Source organism: Acinetobacter sp. YH16052 (genome assembly GCF_013417155.1).
In the GTDB taxonomy this organism is placed as follows: domain Bacteria; phylum Pseudomonadota; class Gammaproteobacteria; order Pseudomonadales; family Moraxellaceae; genus Acinetobacter.
This window is the reverse complement of sequence record NZ_VPEO01000011.1, coordinates 14,774-28,858: the sequence shown is the minus strand read 5'-3', so window position 1 is coordinate 28,858 and position 14,085 is coordinate 14,774. Positions and strand designations below refer to the sequence as shown.

At 42.7% G+C, this 14,085-nt stretch carries 14 protein-coding genes; 5 read left to right on the top strand and 9 right to left on the bottom strand.

The window, feature by feature from the left end; translation table 11 throughout:
* The first annotated feature begins 207 nt into the window (after positions 1 to 207).
* Positions 208 to 924, top strand: a complete 717-nt coding sequence (locus tag FTV42_RS09150) for a glutamine amidotransferase (RefSeq protein ID WP_180038562.1) — start codon at positions 208 to 210, stop codon at positions 922 to 924.
* Between the two features lie 47 nt (positions 925 to 971).
* Here FTV42_RS09150 and FTV42_RS09145 read toward each other — a convergent pair whose 3' ends face one another.
* The 5 genes from FTV42_RS09145 to FTV42_RS09125 form a co-directional block, all read right to left on the bottom strand.
* Positions 972 to 1,559: a YceI family protein gene (locus FTV42_RS09145; RefSeq protein WP_004646669.1), complete on the bottom strand. Its 588-nt coding sequence runs from the start codon at positions 1,557 to 1,559 to the stop codon at positions 972 to 974.
* Positions 1,560 to 1,689: 130 nt separating this feature from the next.
* Positions 1,690 to 2,145: a GNAT family N-acetyltransferase gene (locus tag FTV42_RS09140; protein WP_004646668.1), complete on the bottom strand. Its 456-nt coding sequence runs from the start codon at positions 2,143 to 2,145 to the stop codon at positions 1,690 to 1,692.
* 175 nt (positions 2,146 to 2,320) lie between these two features.
* Positions 2,321 to 2,536, bottom strand: a complete 216-nt coding sequence (locus FTV42_RS09135) for a hypothetical protein (RefSeq protein WP_180038561.1) — start codon at positions 2,534 to 2,536, stop codon at positions 2,321 to 2,323.
* Between the two features lie 134 nt (positions 2,537 to 2,670).
* Positions 2,671 to 4,659 (bottom strand): transketolase, encoded by a 1,989-nt coding sequence (gene tkt / locus FTV42_RS09130; RefSeq protein ID WP_005107246.1) that lies wholly within the window; start codon positions 4,657 to 4,659, stop codon positions 2,671 to 2,673.
* 445 nt (positions 4,660 to 5,104) lie between these two features.
* Entirely contained in the window at positions 5,105 to 5,488 is a 384-nt protein-coding gene (locus tag FTV42_RS09125; RefSeq protein ID WP_044109680.1) for a prepilin-type N-terminal cleavage/methylation domain-containing protein, read from the bottom strand.
* Positions 5,489 to 5,961: 473 nt separating this feature from the next.
* On the opposite strand from FTV42_RS09125, the gene metK reads away from it, so the two are divergent.
* The 3 genes from metK to FTV42_RS09110 all read left to right on the top strand — a co-directional run bounded on the left by metK (position 5,962) and on the right by FTV42_RS09110 (position 9,281).
* Positions 5,962 to 7,128: a methionine adenosyltransferase gene (metK, locus tag FTV42_RS09120; RefSeq protein WP_004646663.1), complete on the top strand. Its 1,167-nt coding sequence runs from the start codon at positions 5,962 to 5,964 to the stop codon at positions 7,126 to 7,128.
* A 330-nt stretch (positions 7,129 to 7,458) separates the two neighbouring features.
* Complete coding sequence (locus FTV42_RS09115) at positions 7,459 to 7,803, top strand: hypothetical protein (protein WP_180038560.1); 345 nt, start codon at positions 7,459 to 7,461, stop codon at positions 7,801 to 7,803.
* A 266-nt stretch (positions 7,804 to 8,069) separates the two neighbouring features.
* Positions 8,070 to 9,281, top strand: a complete 1,212-nt coding sequence (locus FTV42_RS09110) for a YeeE/YedE family protein (RefSeq protein WP_180038559.1) — start codon at positions 8,070 to 8,072, stop codon at positions 9,279 to 9,281.
* Positions 9,282 to 9,335: 54 nt separating this feature from the next.
* Here FTV42_RS09110 and FTV42_RS09105 read toward each other — a convergent pair whose 3' ends face one another.
* The 3 genes from FTV42_RS09105 to FTV42_RS09095 all read right to left on the bottom strand — a co-directional run bounded on the left by FTV42_RS09105 (position 9,336) and on the right by FTV42_RS09095 (position 11,947).
* The gene (locus tag FTV42_RS09105; RefSeq protein WP_180038558.1) at positions 9,336 to 9,845 is read right to left on the bottom strand and encodes a hypothetical protein; all 510 of its coding nucleotides are present in this window, start codon (positions 9,843 to 9,845) and stop codon (positions 9,336 to 9,338) included.
* Between the two features lie 63 nt (positions 9,846 to 9,908).
* Entirely contained in the window at positions 9,909 to 10,688 is a 780-nt protein-coding gene (locus FTV42_RS09100; protein ID WP_004279976.1) for a TIGR03915 family putative DNA repair protein, read from the bottom strand.
* Positions 10,688 to 11,947: a putative DNA modification/repair radical SAM protein gene (locus FTV42_RS09095; RefSeq protein ID WP_180038557.1), complete on the bottom strand. Its 1,260-nt coding sequence runs from the start codon at positions 11,945 to 11,947 to the stop codon at positions 10,688 to 10,690. Before FTV42_RS09095 ends, FTV42_RS09100 begins: the two co-directional genes overlap by 1 nt.
* 207 nt (positions 11,948 to 12,154) lie before the next feature.
* Between FTV42_RS09095 and FTV42_RS09090 the strand changes: the two genes are divergently transcribed.
* Positions 12,155 to 13,195 (top strand): nitronate monooxygenase family protein, encoded by a 1,041-nt coding sequence (locus FTV42_RS09090; RefSeq protein WP_180038556.1) that lies wholly within the window; start codon positions 12,155 to 12,157, stop codon positions 13,193 to 13,195.
* A gap of 55 nt (positions 13,196 to 13,250) precedes the next feature.
* Here FTV42_RS09090 and FTV42_RS09085 read toward each other — a convergent pair whose 3' ends face one another.
* A complete protein-coding gene (locus FTV42_RS09085; RefSeq protein WP_180038555.1) occupies positions 13,251 to 13,928 on the bottom strand; it encodes a hypothetical protein in 678 nt (225 codons plus the stop codon).
* Positions 13,929 to 14,085: the final 157 nt, after the last annotated feature.

The window sequence follows — 14,085 nt, the reverse complement described above, 5'->3', positions numbered from 1 at the left end:
AGTACGGCAGCCTTACTCTACTCTCTTTTCTATATAAAAGGAAAAATGAACTGCTTGATGTAGCGATCACACGAAAAATGTTTACACACTTACTGATAGTGCAGAGATGCTTATTATTTTTTATTTTGCACAGGATCGGTAGATAAAGCCTTTTATTTTGCTTTTGATTCACGTTAAATTAAATCATTCTCTTGATATCAAAAAACTATGCTGAACTTAGCCCACCTCCCCGATACCGTTTATGCCATTCAACATCTGGCTTTTGAAGACTTAGGCGCTTGGGAAGATATTTTTTATCAGCTCGGGTTACGTGTGCGTTATTTCGAAGCTGGTATCGATGATCTCAGCAAAGCTTATGAGCACCCCGGCTTAACGGTCATTCTCGGTGGCCCGATTGCAGTCTATGAAACTGAGGATTACCCTTTCTTACAACAAGAAATGGACTTACTTAAAGTTCGCTTGGAAAATAACTTACCGACGTTAGGCATCTGTTTAGGTGCACAGTTAATTGCTGCTGCATTGGATGCTAAAGTCTGTCCGGGAGATGTGAAAGAAATTGGCTGGTCTAAACTTAAGCTTGCCTCTATTGAAAATAATCCACTAAAAGCTCTGGAAGATATCGACGTCCTGCATTGGCATGGTGATACCTTTGACCTACCTGAACAGGCAGAATTACTGGCCAGTTCTGACCTTTATCCAAATCAGGCTTTTCGGGTAGGACAGAATATTCTGGCACTACAATTCCATGCTGAAGTGGCCAGTGAAAGTTTAGAGAAATGGCTGATTGGACATATCTGTGAGTTACGCAAAGCCCAGATCAATATTCCCGCCTTACGGGCGGATCATCAAAGCTATGCGCCCGCGCTTGAACAGGCCGCCAGTTCGGTATTGCTGCATTATTTAGAAAACTTGCAACTTAAATAACCGTAATAAAAAAGCACCCAGTTGGGTGCTTTTTTAATTTGTCATGCTTATTTTTTCGGAGCAGGAACAGAAGCCTCGGTAGTAATGTTCACTGTAATTTTATCGCCCACATTTGGAACATAACCGCCTACCCCAAAGGCTGAACGGTTAAATGAAGTGGTTGCATTGAAACCAATCGTTTGTAATTTTGTCATTGGGTGCACGCCTTGTTTATTTAAAACTGCGTCCAGTACCACAGGTTTAGTGACATCTTTTACGGTTAAGTTACCGGTGATTTTGTATTTGTTTTTGCCTAAAGCCTGAACTTTAGTACTTTTAAAAGTGATATTCGGATATTTGGCAGCATCAAAAAATTCTGCTGTCTTAATATGGTCATCCAGCGCTTTCACATTCGTATTAATGCTTGCAACCGGGATGTTCACATTGACCGAAGAATTCGCAGGTTTTGCATTATCAACATTAATCGTACCCTGGATGTCACTGAAGTTTGCAGATGGTGTAGAGAAACCAAAGTGGCTCCAAGAGAACACCGTTGCTGAATGAGTCGGGTCAATTGTATAGGCCACTGGTTTTGCCATAGAAACTGTTGCTACAGATGCGACCGCCAAGCCTAATGCTAATGTTTTGAAATTCATGTTTTTATCTCACGTTTTGGATGTTATTAAGTGTATAGAATCTGGAACCGTTTACAGCCCTAAAGATAAAACGTTTTGTTGCAGTGATGAAACGATAAAATTGTAAGTTATTTTTTTTAATTTTTGAGCTTTAATCCATACGGTACTGGATGAATCCAGTTTTCTTGGCGACTTTATTATACAACGCTTGTGCCTGATGATTTGATTCCTGAGTCAGCCAGTAAACCCGGTCGCAATTACGCTGCTGTGCAACCTGATAGACATGTTGAATCAACTTACGCGCCACACCCTTTCCCCGATAGTCAGGATGGGTAAATAGATCCTGCAAATAGGCATAAGGTCTTACTGTCCAGCTACTGTTATGTTCGATGACATGCACCATCCCAACGACCTTTCCATCAATCAAGGCCGCAAAACCGTATATTGAATCTAATTCATAATTGGTTAATTTATCCCAGGTATTTTCACTCACCTCATCCGAAATTTGTGTCTGATAAAAGCGTTGATAGTCTTGCCATAAAAATAGCCATTCCGGCTGTGATATTTGCTCTAGAGATTTGATCTGGATCTGGGGCTGTATATTCATGTTTAACCGCTTCTTTGGCTTATTTCTTTAATTTAAGTCGTTTCGATAGTGGTCGCTGAATTTTTATAGCGGCCTAAACCTAGCTTTATCTCATCTGATGTTCATAAGCAACCTGTCAGATGAAAATCATCCGGCATAAAAAAAGCCCCAATCAGGGACTTTTCATGCTTTATGTTTAAAGTTTTTCAACCAGAATACGATCAACCTGTTTTAGGCCAGTCGTCTTTTCATGATTTTTACGACGCACTTTAATGACCTTTTCTTCGGCTAATTCTTGCAGCATTAAATCAACTGCAACCATCGCTTCAAGAGCTAACTCCTGTCCGATCCACTTGAGTTCGCCTGCATCCATTAAAGTAATTTCATCGTTAATTTGTTCATACAAGCTCATGTTCTTCTCACTCTTTCATTTCGACTATGGGAGAACCTTCTAACAGTTGCCACATGAAAACAACGCTAAAAAGCGAAAAAATAAAAGACGCCCCAAAACTGGAGCGCCTTTTAATAAACCGCCTAATCAGTTGATTATGCAGTAATCTCTTTTACAGCTGCTACCACTGCTTCAGTGGTAATCCCGAAGAACTGGAACAGATCTTTTGCAGGTGCAGATTCACCATAAGTGGTCATACCGATGACGCGACCATCAAGACCCACAAATTTCCACCAGTAATCAACATGTGCAGCCTCAACAGCAACACGTGCACGAATATTTGATGGAAGAACCGCTTCACGATAAGCTGCATCTTGCTTCATGAATTCTTCAGCACATGGCATAGACACGACACGCACGCCTTCAAGCTGTGCATAAGCTTCCATTGCCAGAGATACTTCAGAACCAGTTGCAATGATGATGGCTTTCAATTCGCCTTTTTCTTCAGCCAATACATAGCCACCTTTCGCAGCGTTCTCAATTTGAGCTTGAGTACGGGTTTGGAATGGCAAGTTCTGACGAGAGAAGATCAATGCGGTTGGACCTTCAGCACGCGTTAATGCAGATTTCCAAGAAATTGCTGCTTCAACGGTATCACATGGGCGCCATGTATTTAGGTTTGGTGTACCACGAAGGGATGCGATCTGCTCAACAGGTTGATGCGTTGGGCCATCTTCACCCAGACCAATTGAGTCATGCGTATACACATGGATCACGCGCTGTTTCATTAATGCAGACATACGTACCGCATTACGTGCATATTCCATAAACATCAGGAATGTTGCTACATAAGGGATGAACCCGCCATGCAGTGCAACACCATTCGCGATTGCAGTCATACCGAATTCACGTACGCCATAGTGTACGTAGTTACCTGCCGGATTGTCCTGTACGCCTTGCGCGCCTTTCCAAAGGGTCAGGTTAGAACCTGCAAGATCCGCAGAACCACCTAGAACTTCTGGCAATAATGGAACAAGTGCTTGCAATGCATTTTGGCTGGCTTTACGCGTTGCAATTGTTTCAGCTTTGGCATTCACTTCTGCAATATAGGCATCCGCTTTTGCAACGAAGTCAGCCGGTAATTCACCAGATAAACGACGTTTAAATTCAGCGGCTTCAGTTGGATATTTTGCAGCATAAGCAGCAAATGTTTCGTTCCAAGCTGCTTCTGATTCAGCACCTTTAGCTTTCGCATCCCAAGCTGCGTAAACATCTTCAGGAATTACAAATGCTTCATCAGTCCAGCCTAGTGCTTCACGAGTCAAGACGATTTCGTCATGACCGAGTGGTGCACCATGACTGTCTTCTTTACCTTGCTTGTTTGGTGAACCTAGACCAATCACAGTTTTACAAATAATGATGGTTGGTTTAGCAGTTTCAGCTTTAGCTTCTAAAGTTGCCTGACGGATTGCATCTGCATCGTGGCCATCAACTTTAATCACTTGCCAGCCGTACGCCAGGAAGCGTTGTTCTGTATTGTCAGAGAACCAGCCTTCCACTTCGCCATCAATCGAGATGCCATTGTCGTCATAGTAAGCAATCAATTTGCCCAGACCCAATGTTCCTGCCAAAGAACATGCTTCGTGAGAAACACCTTCCATCAAACAGCCATCGCCAAGGAAGCAGTAAGTGAAGTGATCTACAACTTGGATATCGTCTTTGTTAAATTGTGCAGCTAGGGTTTTTTCAGCCAGTGCAAAACCAACAGCATTCGCGATGCCTTGACCTAAAGGACCAGTCGTCGTTTCAATTCCTGGCGCATAGCCCAATTCCGGGTGACCAGGTGTTTTAGAATGAAGTTGACGGAATGCTTTTAGATCTTCAATCGAAAGATCGTAGCCCGTTAAATGAAGAAGCGCATATTGAAGCATAGAGCCATGGCCATTTGACAATACAAAACGGTCACGGTTTGCCCAATTCGGGTTGGTCGGGTTGTGGTTCATGAATTCACGCCAAACCACATCAGCGATATCTGCCATCCCCATTGGAGCACCTGGATGTCCTGAGTTTGCTTTTTGCACAGCATCCATTGCCAATACACGAATTGCGTTTGCAATACGACGTTCATTAAGCGGGGTTGTCATAAATCAGAGTCCAAAATATTCAGAAATAGGAAATGATGAAAAGACTTTCAAAACTGCTGTCTATTGTCTTAAAAAAACAGCGAGGGGTAAAGACTAACCAACAATATTTATCAGTTTATTGAGTGTCTCTTGCCTTATCGTACAATTATTCCACATTTCTTCTTCGGCTTTGATTCGCTCTACTGGTTTACAGATTGAATTATCCTGCACTTCAAAAGCAACTTTAATTTCTGTATCTGGATTTCAAGCTGATAAACAGGATTGAATTTATGCTGATTTTGTTTCTATTTCATATGTCTCACACCATTATTTTTGAAGAAAATTCATACAATTCTCTGATCTATTCATAATGTAATTTGTATTAAATTTTATAAAATATTGACAGGATTGTTTGATATACAGGTGAAATCTAATTTGCTTAGGCTAATTTCCAACCTCGGCAGACTTATTGTCCTTGACAATCTTTAGGCAAATAGCGCTGCTGAATATCAGTGGAATAACATTTGTCACTATGAACATCAAAAGCGACTGATTTCCCGCGAATGGCCATATCGACTCCCTGCTCTCGTATCTTGAACTCTATCCGGCAAGCGGCATTAATAATGACTTTTTCGATATATTGACCATGCCCACCAATCTGGCGTCCGGCATCACAGTGCTGATCCGAAGCAATAAACTGGGTTCGATATGCTCCAGCCTGTTCAAACACTTCGGCCAATTGATTACGCACGACATAAGCTTGATAACTCATAAAAGCCATCGTCACTAAAATCGCGATAATGATGAGCACGATCAGCACTTCAATCAGGGTAAATGCCTTTTGATACATGATTTCTGATCTCCGTACAGTCTTGCTCTAAGAAGTCCATAGCAAAAGATATCGCCATTCCTAAACGGCCAATGTTGAAGACTTAGCGCTAATATGAAGATATACCCGAACATCAACAAGACATTTGGTCGCAAGGCGCACAGCCTGAATCTGCTTTATTGATGTAATGATCACTTGCTTAAGTAAATTTTGAATTTTGAGCTTTGTATTTTTTCTATCGTCTATTTTTTTAAGATTTAATCGGAAATCTAAGCATTTAATTTTCTGACAGTCTGACGGATTAAAATATTGTTGCTTCATATTCCCTAATCAATAATGCTGTCTAAATAGACATATCAATTTTTTTAATTCTATTAATCAATTAAAAACACAATAATTTGAAACAATTTCGACCAATTTTGTCGTGTTAAGCTAGTCCTAGAGCGCAACTCGATGTAACATATCGGGTCTTTAAAATTAACTGTGATAGGACTATGCGCGAGTACGCTGTATTTACTTCGGAATCTGTAAGCGAAGGCCATCCAGATAAAATGGCTGACCAAATCAGTGACGCTATTTTGGATGCAATCTTAAAAGAAGACCCATATGCACGGGTTGCTTGTGAAACGCTTGTAAAAACAGGTGCGGTTGTACTTGCCGGTGAAATCACAACGACAGCAAATGTTGATTTTGAGGCAATTGTACGTCATACCGTAAACGGAATTGGTTATCACCATTCTGATCTTGGTTTTGATGGTTCAACCTGTGCCGTGATCAACATGATTGGTAAACAGTCACCTGAAATTGCTCAGGGTGTAGACCGCCAGAAACCTGAAGATCAGGGTGCCGGTGACCAAGGTTTAATGTTCGGTTATGCAAGCCGCGAAACTGATGTATTAATGCCTGCGCCGATTTCATATGCGCATCGCTTGATGGAAAAGCAGGCTGAATTACGTCGTAATGGCACCTTGCCATGGTTACGCCCAGATGCAAAAAGTCAGGTAACTTTTGCTTATGAAAATGGCGTACCAGTTCGTTTAGATGCAGTCGTTCTTTCAACTCAACATGATCCTGAAATCACTCAAGCAAACCTGAAAGAGGCTGTGATTGAAGAAATCGTGAAGAAAATCATTCCTGCTGACATGTTCCATGCAGACACCAAATTCCACATCAACCCAACGGGTATGTTTGTGATCGGTGGTCCTGTAGGTGACTGTGGTTTGACTGGCCGTAAAATTATCGTAGATACCTACGGCGGTATGGCACGTCACGGCGGTGGTGCTTTCTCTGGTAAAGATCCATCTAAAGTTGACCGCTCTGCTGCGTATGCAGGTCGTTATGTGGCGAAAAACATCGTTGCTGCTGGCTTGGCTGACAAGTGTGAGATTCAGGTGTCTTATGCGATTGGTGTTGCTGAGCCAACTTCAATTTCAATCAATACATTCAATACTGCAAAAGTCTCTGAAGAATTGATTATTGCACTGGTTCGTGAACATTTCGACTTACGTCCATATGGCATTACCCGTATGCTTGACCTGATCCAGCCAATGTATAAGCAAACTGCTGCTTATGGTCACTTCGGTCGTGAAGGTTCAGATACTGCATTTACTTGGGAAAAAACTGACAAAGTGGAAGCGCTTAAAGCCTCTGCTGGTCTATAAGTTTTTCTTAAAAAAAGCCTGCATCATGCGGGCTTTTTTATGTCTTTCATTTCTTCATTTTTAGAATTATCTCTGGCTCATGATGCCAAATATCTAAATACCAAACTTCATACTATAATCTGCATGTCGAATGATAGTTTTGAAGCTCCCCTCTCTGTGAATATCACTATTCCATGAAACTTAAAACAACTTCCGACTGTGCCATTACAGTATAAGTATCGAAAAAAGTTACAGTTAATCAACAAATTTTGATCTATTTGCTAGCATAAATCTAAACAAATGACTGCTAAATTAGATTGCAGCTCTACAACAACAAAAGGATATTACTCGATGAATAAATTACTGATTGCTTTAGGTTTGGCGACCACTGTTGCCTTAGTCGGCTGTAGTAAAGAAGAAGCGCCTGAAACCGGCGCAACCACAGGTGAGCATTTAGAAAATGCAGCCAATCAAGCCGGTCATGATATGGAAGATGCCAGCCGTGAGGCTGCGGTAGAAACCGAACGAGCAATGGATAATGCCGTGGAAAATACTGCTCAGGCAGCGGACGAAGCAGCTGCTGCAACGTCTAGAGCAGCAGATGCCACTGCGGAAGCAGCACGTAAAGCAACTGCAGCAACAGCTGCGGCAGTTGAGGAAGGTGCCGGAGAAGTTCGGGAAAAAGCTGAAAACTGATTTTAGGATTCAGCTTGATGTTTAAAAGCCTGCGATTGCAGGCTTTTTTATCAGAGATGATTTTAAATATCGAATTATCTAAATTGAAATTGCATTATTTCTTGATGGGATCAATTTTTTATCTAAATGATTCGATAAAATCAAATAAATTGATAAAACTTATCAAGTATTAGAATGACTTAATTGTGATTGAATCGGCAAAACGGGCTGCATTTAAACTGAAATTCAGTAGAATACCAGCCTTTATTTTTAAAATTTAATCTCCCATGTCAGTCATTGTTGCTGCTTCCCAACGGTCGAATATTTCGGTCTGGGCAGCTTTTATTTTGCTTATCATAGGTACAATCGGTGCCTATCAAATCGTAGGCTTAAATCAGGCCCTATTATTTTTGGTTGGTGGTGCACTGGGCATGACCCTGTACCATGCTTCATTTGGTTTTACTTCGAGCTGGCGTGTCTTTATCAAGGAACGTCGCGGCCGTGGTTTACGTGCGCAGATGATTATGCTGGCGCTGGCAGTTTTACTGTTCTTCCCCGCTTTAGGTGCAGGTGAATTGTTCGGCAACCCAGTCAAAGGCAATGTTAACCCTGTTTCCATGTCAGTCATGATTGGTGCCTTTATTTTCGGTATCGGTATGCAACTTGGTGGCGGTTGTGCATCAGGTACGCTGTATACCGTCGGTGGCGGTAGTGCACGTATGCTGGTGACGCTCTTGTTCTTCTGTATCGGCTCTGTGATTGCGACCTCGCACCTTGACTGGTGGTTTGCTCTGCCACATCTTGAGCCTATTTCACTGGTAGAAAGTTTAGGCGTTCTTCCTGGATTGCTGTTGAGCTTTATCGTTTTTGCCATCATTGCTGCGGCAACTGTTTATTTCGAAAAGAAACGTCATGGCAGCCTGGAAATTGAGCCACGCAGTGAATATCAGGGCTGGAAGCGCTTTGTTCGTGGTCCATGGCCTCTGATTTGGGGCGGGATTATTCTGACCTTACTCAACTTTGCCACTTTGGCACTGGCAGGTCGTCCTTGGGGCGTGACCTCTGCACTGGCAGTTTGGGGTGCCAAAGGTGCTACGCTTGTGGGTGTTGATGTAGCTTCTTGGGATTATTGGCAAAAAGCAGGCAATGCTAAAGCACTGGCAGAATCATTATGGTTTGATATTACCTCAATGATGAACTTCGGTATCATGCTGGGTGCTTTGTTGGCAGCAAGTTTGGCAGGTAAATTTGCGCCGAATTTCAATATTCCAAAACGTTCACTGATTGCTGCTGTTGTAGGTGGCATAATGCTGGGCTACGGCGCACGCTTAGCTTATGGGTGTAATATCGGCGCATATTTCAGTGGGATTGCCTCTGGTAGTCTGCATGGCTGGTTGTGGCTGGTGTTTGCCTTTATCGGCAATGGCATTGGGTTAAAACTTCGTCCAATCTTCTTCCCGGATGAGAAACCGCAGCCTGAAAAACTAACCGGTTGCTAATGATTAAAATCAAAAAAAGCCCATCAATTTGATGGGCTTTTTTTGATTCAGATTTTACAGTGCGGCTTTTAAATTACAGCCATAACCCATGGTCTGCTGGACCTGACGATAAGTCGTATAACGATCCAGAATAAAGGTATAAAAATGATCAGCGTCAGAGAAATTGGTTTTTAAATTTTCATTCTTGGCATTAGGCAGTTTAATGTCATCGACCAGTTCCAGATTGTAATGTCCCAAACGGTACATATCGGAAAAATAACTATTCATCATATTGCAATAGGCGATTTTACTGGGTTTTAATGCAGTACTGCTGACAAGATGCTGGTTCAAGCTTTGCAGATTCTTGACATCTAAAGGAAACTGGTGCGCGAAAGCAATGCTTTCGACTTTCTTAAATTTCTGAAAGTCTTGGGCTAACTGGACATTGAGTGCATCAAAACGTTGCTGCAGTTCCTGTGCGGTCTGAACCTGATATTTGGCTGGATCTACGACCGGTTTTTGTGGTTGTTCCGAACATGCAGTTAATCCAGTGAGCAGCGCTAATGACGTTAGCCATACCTTCATGTTTATACACTCAATTTAAATATACCAATGCTTATTATGCCTGAAAGCAGCTTGATGTACTGTTTAAAGTAATTTCTCATTCATATAACGCCAGTAGCGCTTTGGCACATATTGAATATGCAATTTCATGTTCTTGCGCGCCTGAATATTCACACTGTTAAAATAGTCTTTCCAGAGCTGATCATATAGCAGCTCTTGATCATCCAGTTCAATACTGAATGATTGACTATGACCAATCCGGATTTGTGGATCGATTATTTCAGCGTTCATCTCGACCTGATGCATCTGCCTTAAATCATAATAAATACCGTAATTACGCTGCTCGTCATAAATCAGCCAGCTTTGATCCTGATAACGCTCCTGAAAATGTCGGGAAATAATCGGCAAGACATTAAAATCCGGTCTGACCAGACTCAGAAACAAACCATCTTTGGCTTTTTTAAAGCGTACAAAAGCCTCCATACGATGCTTTTCCCGCCCCACTTGCTTGGCCCATTGCGACATGCCGATCACCGCAGTATGACCATAATCTTTATCGACTGGACGCTGGTTTTGAAAGACATAGACTGCAAAATCAAAAAGAGTCTGGAACGCTGCTTCCTGCTCTGACAAAAACGTATAGTAAAAAGCACGCAAACTGCTGGAAGATACTTTCTGCTTTAATCCCTGCCACACCCGCTGCCCATGCTGATCATTAGAGGCCACATGGATAAATTCATCAAATAAACCTGTTTGTGCTTGAGGATTGGCCGTCACTATCACGTTAAATTCTTTAAACTCGAAAGCACGAAATACACAACTGAGCAGACCAGTCATGCTGCCATCAAAACAGTAACTTGCCACTAGAAACCCAATCCTAATTGAGGTGAAAGTTGCTGCTGATATTTGGATTGTCCTGACATCAAAATTTGCTGGCGAATCTGATGGGACTGCTGATCTTTCCTAAATTTTGGTGTATCCGCACAGCGGATAAAATGCTGCGCCCGGTTATAAGCCACGCCCATGCGTTTTAGCTGGTCAATATGAATCTGTCCAAAACGCCGGGCCTGTACAATTTTCTGGGCAGAACGCACCCCTATGCCAGGTACCCGTAGAATCATTTTATAGTCGGCACGGTTAATATCGAGCGGAAAGGCTTCAGGATGACGCAAGGCCCAACTGAGTTTGGGATCAATCTCCAGCTCCAGATTCGGATGCTGCTCATCGACAATTTCATCAGCAGCAAAGCCATAAAAACGCATTAGCCAGTCGGATTGATACAGACGATTTTCTCTTAATAATGGTGGTGCTGAGCCGATGGCGGGTAAGGCTTTCTCTTCAGGGTTAATCGGAATATAACCAGAGAAATACACCCGTTTCAGCTTGAATTCCTTATAATGCCGATCAGCCATCAAAATAATGTCCTGATCGGTTTCACTATGCGCGCCCACCACCATCTGTGTGGTTTGTCCGGCAGGTACAAATTTTGGAACGGACTTGATCAGCTTGCGTTCATCTTTGAGCTGGATCAACCGGTCACGCACAATGCCCAAGTCTTTTTGTACTTCAGCATGGGTTTTCTCAGGCGCAAATTTTTGCAGTCCCGCTTCCGTCGGCATTTCCAGATTAATACTCATACGATCGACATACAGTCCAGCTTCGGTAATGATCTCCTGTGATGCACCCGGAATAGTTTTCAGATGGATATAGCCATTAAAGTTTTCTTCGAGTCTAAGTTTTTTGACCACCTGCAGCATCCGTTCCATGGTGTGATCGGCCGATTTAAAAATCCCCGAACTGAGAAACAGACCCTCAATATAATTACGCCGATAAAAATTCATGGTCAGATCCACGACTTCCTGCACGGTAAATGCAGCACGCTGGACGTCATTGGAACGGCGCGAAACACAATAGGAACAGTCAAAAATACAGACATTAGAGAACAGAATTTTCAATAAGGACACACAGCGGCCATCTTCGGTATAACTATGACAGATGCCATTCCCGGTATTGCCCACACCCTTGTCTTTATTTTTACGGTTGCTACCACTAGATGAACAAGACACATCATACTTGGCAGCATCGGCTAAAATTTGCAGTTTTTCACGGATACGATCAGACATGAGCTCAGAGAATATGTGACCAAAAAGCTATTATAAAGTGTTCAATTCTAGGCTAATAAAAGTTCTATCTTCTTGGCGACGTAGCGTGTCGCAAGAAATGTAAATAACACGTAACCCATGCTGCAGTATTTCAAAATAAAATAACCAATATGAGTTGCTTAATTTTGTGCTCAAGGGCAAAGTAAAAGCATAACAAGGAGCAAATCTATGTCTTTATTAGAAAATCTCGGAATTAAACATCCTATTTTCTTGGCACCGATGGCAGGTGTCTCTACACCTGAGCTTGCTGCCGAAGTTTCCAATCAGGGCGGCTTGGGCTCACTGGGTCTGGGGGCCAGCAGTATCGAGACTGCACGACAACAGATTTTAAAAACTCGAGAACTGACAGATTGCCCTTTTCAGGTCAATTTTTTCTGTCATGAGAGTGTGCCTATAGATGAAACTGTAGCGCAGGCATGGATTGCACAGTTTAAAGATAAATTTGCCGAATATGGCGCTCAGGCACCGGATCATTTGGAGTGTATTTATCCGAGTTTTAAAGACAATGATGACTTCCTAAATCTGGTATTAGAAACCAAACCGCGAGCAGTCAGCTTTCATTTTGGGATTCCACATCCGCATCAGATTCAAGCCCTAAAACAAGCAGGGATTCTGACCATGGTATCTGCCACCAATTTTGCCGAAGCTAAAGCCATTGATGCAGCCGGAATTGATATCATTATTGCGCAGGGTATTGAGGCTGGTGGCCATCGCGGGATTTTCTCGACCAAGTTTGATGCTTCAGTCAAAACCTCCAATCTGGTGAAGCTGATCAAACAGCATTCTTCCTTGCCGATTGTAGCGGCAGGCGGGATTATGACGGGTGAGCAAGCGCGTCAAATGATGGATTTCGGTGCAGATGCCGTGCAACTTGGGACTGCATTTGTGCAGTGTAAATCTTCTAATGCCAATGATGCCTATCGTAAAGCCTTATTTTCCAAGCCACTCACTCAGGTGAGTGCCAGTATTTCCGGTCGTCCTGCACGTGGCATTATTAACCACTGGCATATTGAGGTGGATACACCCGATCGGCTGGATGTTCCCGCTTATCCATATACTTATGATCTGGCCAAGCAATTACATGCTGCTGCCAAACATGGGGATCAAGGTTATGGTGCATTCTGGGCAGGTTCGAACGTGGCACAGATTCGTGAAATGGAAGCTTCCGATCTGATTAACCAGCTCATACTGGAAATGAAGCATCTTTAATACTTGAATCATAAAAAAACCTCTCCACATGGAGAGGTTTTTAATTTATCTAGAATTAGCGTGTGACACGATGCCAGGCATCTTTAACTGCAAATTTAGCTTCTTCCCAGTTGAGGCGGGACTCACCTTTTAACTGTTCCCATTTGGTACGCAGTTCAGGTTCAGCACGATCAAAATCCGTATCATGCTCATACATTGGACGGTTTTCATAACCGACTCGATAAGCACCGCGATAATCACGATCATAATCTAGATCGCCATATGTGCTACGCGTTTCATTGAAATACGGGCGATTATGATACTCATCTCTCCAGTAATTATCTTCTGCACTCAAATGATCTGGATGTCGATAATTATTTGCCTCAGGCAAGTTCTCTGGATGCTGGTAATTATCTGTCTGCTTCCCATGATCAGACGTTGCAATGTCATTACCTGCAATACCGCCAACCACTCCACCGATAATACCACCCACCACTGCACCTGGAGGGCCACCCACCAGACCTGCAACTGCGCCTACAGCCGCTCCGCCCAAAGTACCGGCACTGGTCGCAGCCAGATTATCTTCACCTTCATTCATGTCTGGAACACGAGGATTGTCTTTCACGGGTGTATTCAAATCTGGACGCGCATTGGTATCAGTCGGATTGATATTCAGGCCTTCACTGCGTTCTTGTGGCAATTCCGTTGACGTTTTATGGCTAAACTCCGTGACTGGACGATTAGTATTTGTCATTACAGATCTCCCTCAATGATGACGATAAACAAGATGGATCACATCTGGTTTATATCTGGATAGGTTCATCATAGAGGAAGCTTGAGTAAGCAATGTCCAAGTCCTGTCCAGTTTAAGTGAACAAACTGTGCTGCTATGTATTAGACAGGCTGAAGTG

Excerpts from the sequence above, each read along its gene's own strand:
- FTV42_RS09150 (WP_180038562.1), top strand. The coding sequence starts at position 208 with ATGCTGAACTTAGCCCACCTCCCCGATACCGTTTATGCCATTCAACAT.
- FTV42_RS09145 (WP_004646669.1), bottom strand. The coding sequence starts at position 1,559 with ATGAATTTCAAAACATTAGCATTAGGCTTGGCGGTCGCATCTGTAGCA.
- FTV42_RS09140 (WP_004646668.1), bottom strand. The coding sequence starts at position 2,145 with ATGAATATACAGCCCCAGATCCAGATCAAATCTCTAGAGCAAATATCA.
- FTV42_RS09135 (WP_180038561.1), bottom strand. The coding sequence starts at position 2,536 with ATGAGCTTGTATGAACAAATTAACGATGAAATTACTTTAATGGATGCA.
- tkt (WP_005107246.1), bottom strand. The coding sequence starts at position 4,659 with ATGACAACCCCGCTTAATGAACGTCGTATTGCAAACGCAATTCGTGTA.
- FTV42_RS09125 (WP_044109680.1), bottom strand. The coding sequence starts at position 5,488 with ATGTATCAAAAGGCATTTACCCTGATTGAAGTGCTGATCGTGCTCATC.
- metK (WP_004646663.1), top strand. The coding sequence starts at position 5,962 with ATGCGCGAGTACGCTGTATTTACTTCGGAATCTGTAAGCGAAGGCCAT.
- FTV42_RS09115 (WP_180038560.1), top strand. The coding sequence starts at position 7,459 with ATGAATAAATTACTGATTGCTTTAGGTTTGGCGACCACTGTTGCCTTA.
- FTV42_RS09110 (WP_180038559.1), top strand. The coding sequence starts at position 8,070 with ATGTCAGTCATTGTTGCTGCTTCCCAACGGTCGAATATTTCGGTCTGG.
- FTV42_RS09105 (WP_180038558.1), bottom strand. The coding sequence starts at position 9,845 with ATGAAGGTATGGCTAACGTCATTAGCGCTGCTCACTGGATTAACTGCA.
- FTV42_RS09095 (WP_180038557.1), bottom strand. The coding sequence starts at position 11,947 with ATGTCTGATCGTATCCGTGAAAAACTGCAAATTTTAGCCGATGCTGCC.
- FTV42_RS09090 (WP_180038556.1), top strand. The coding sequence starts at position 12,155 with ATGTCTTTATTAGAAAATCTCGGAATTAAACATCCTATTTTCTTGGCA.
- FTV42_RS09085 (WP_180038555.1), bottom strand. The coding sequence starts at position 13,928 with ATGACAAATACTAATCGTCCAGTCACGGAGTTTAGCCATAAAACGTCA.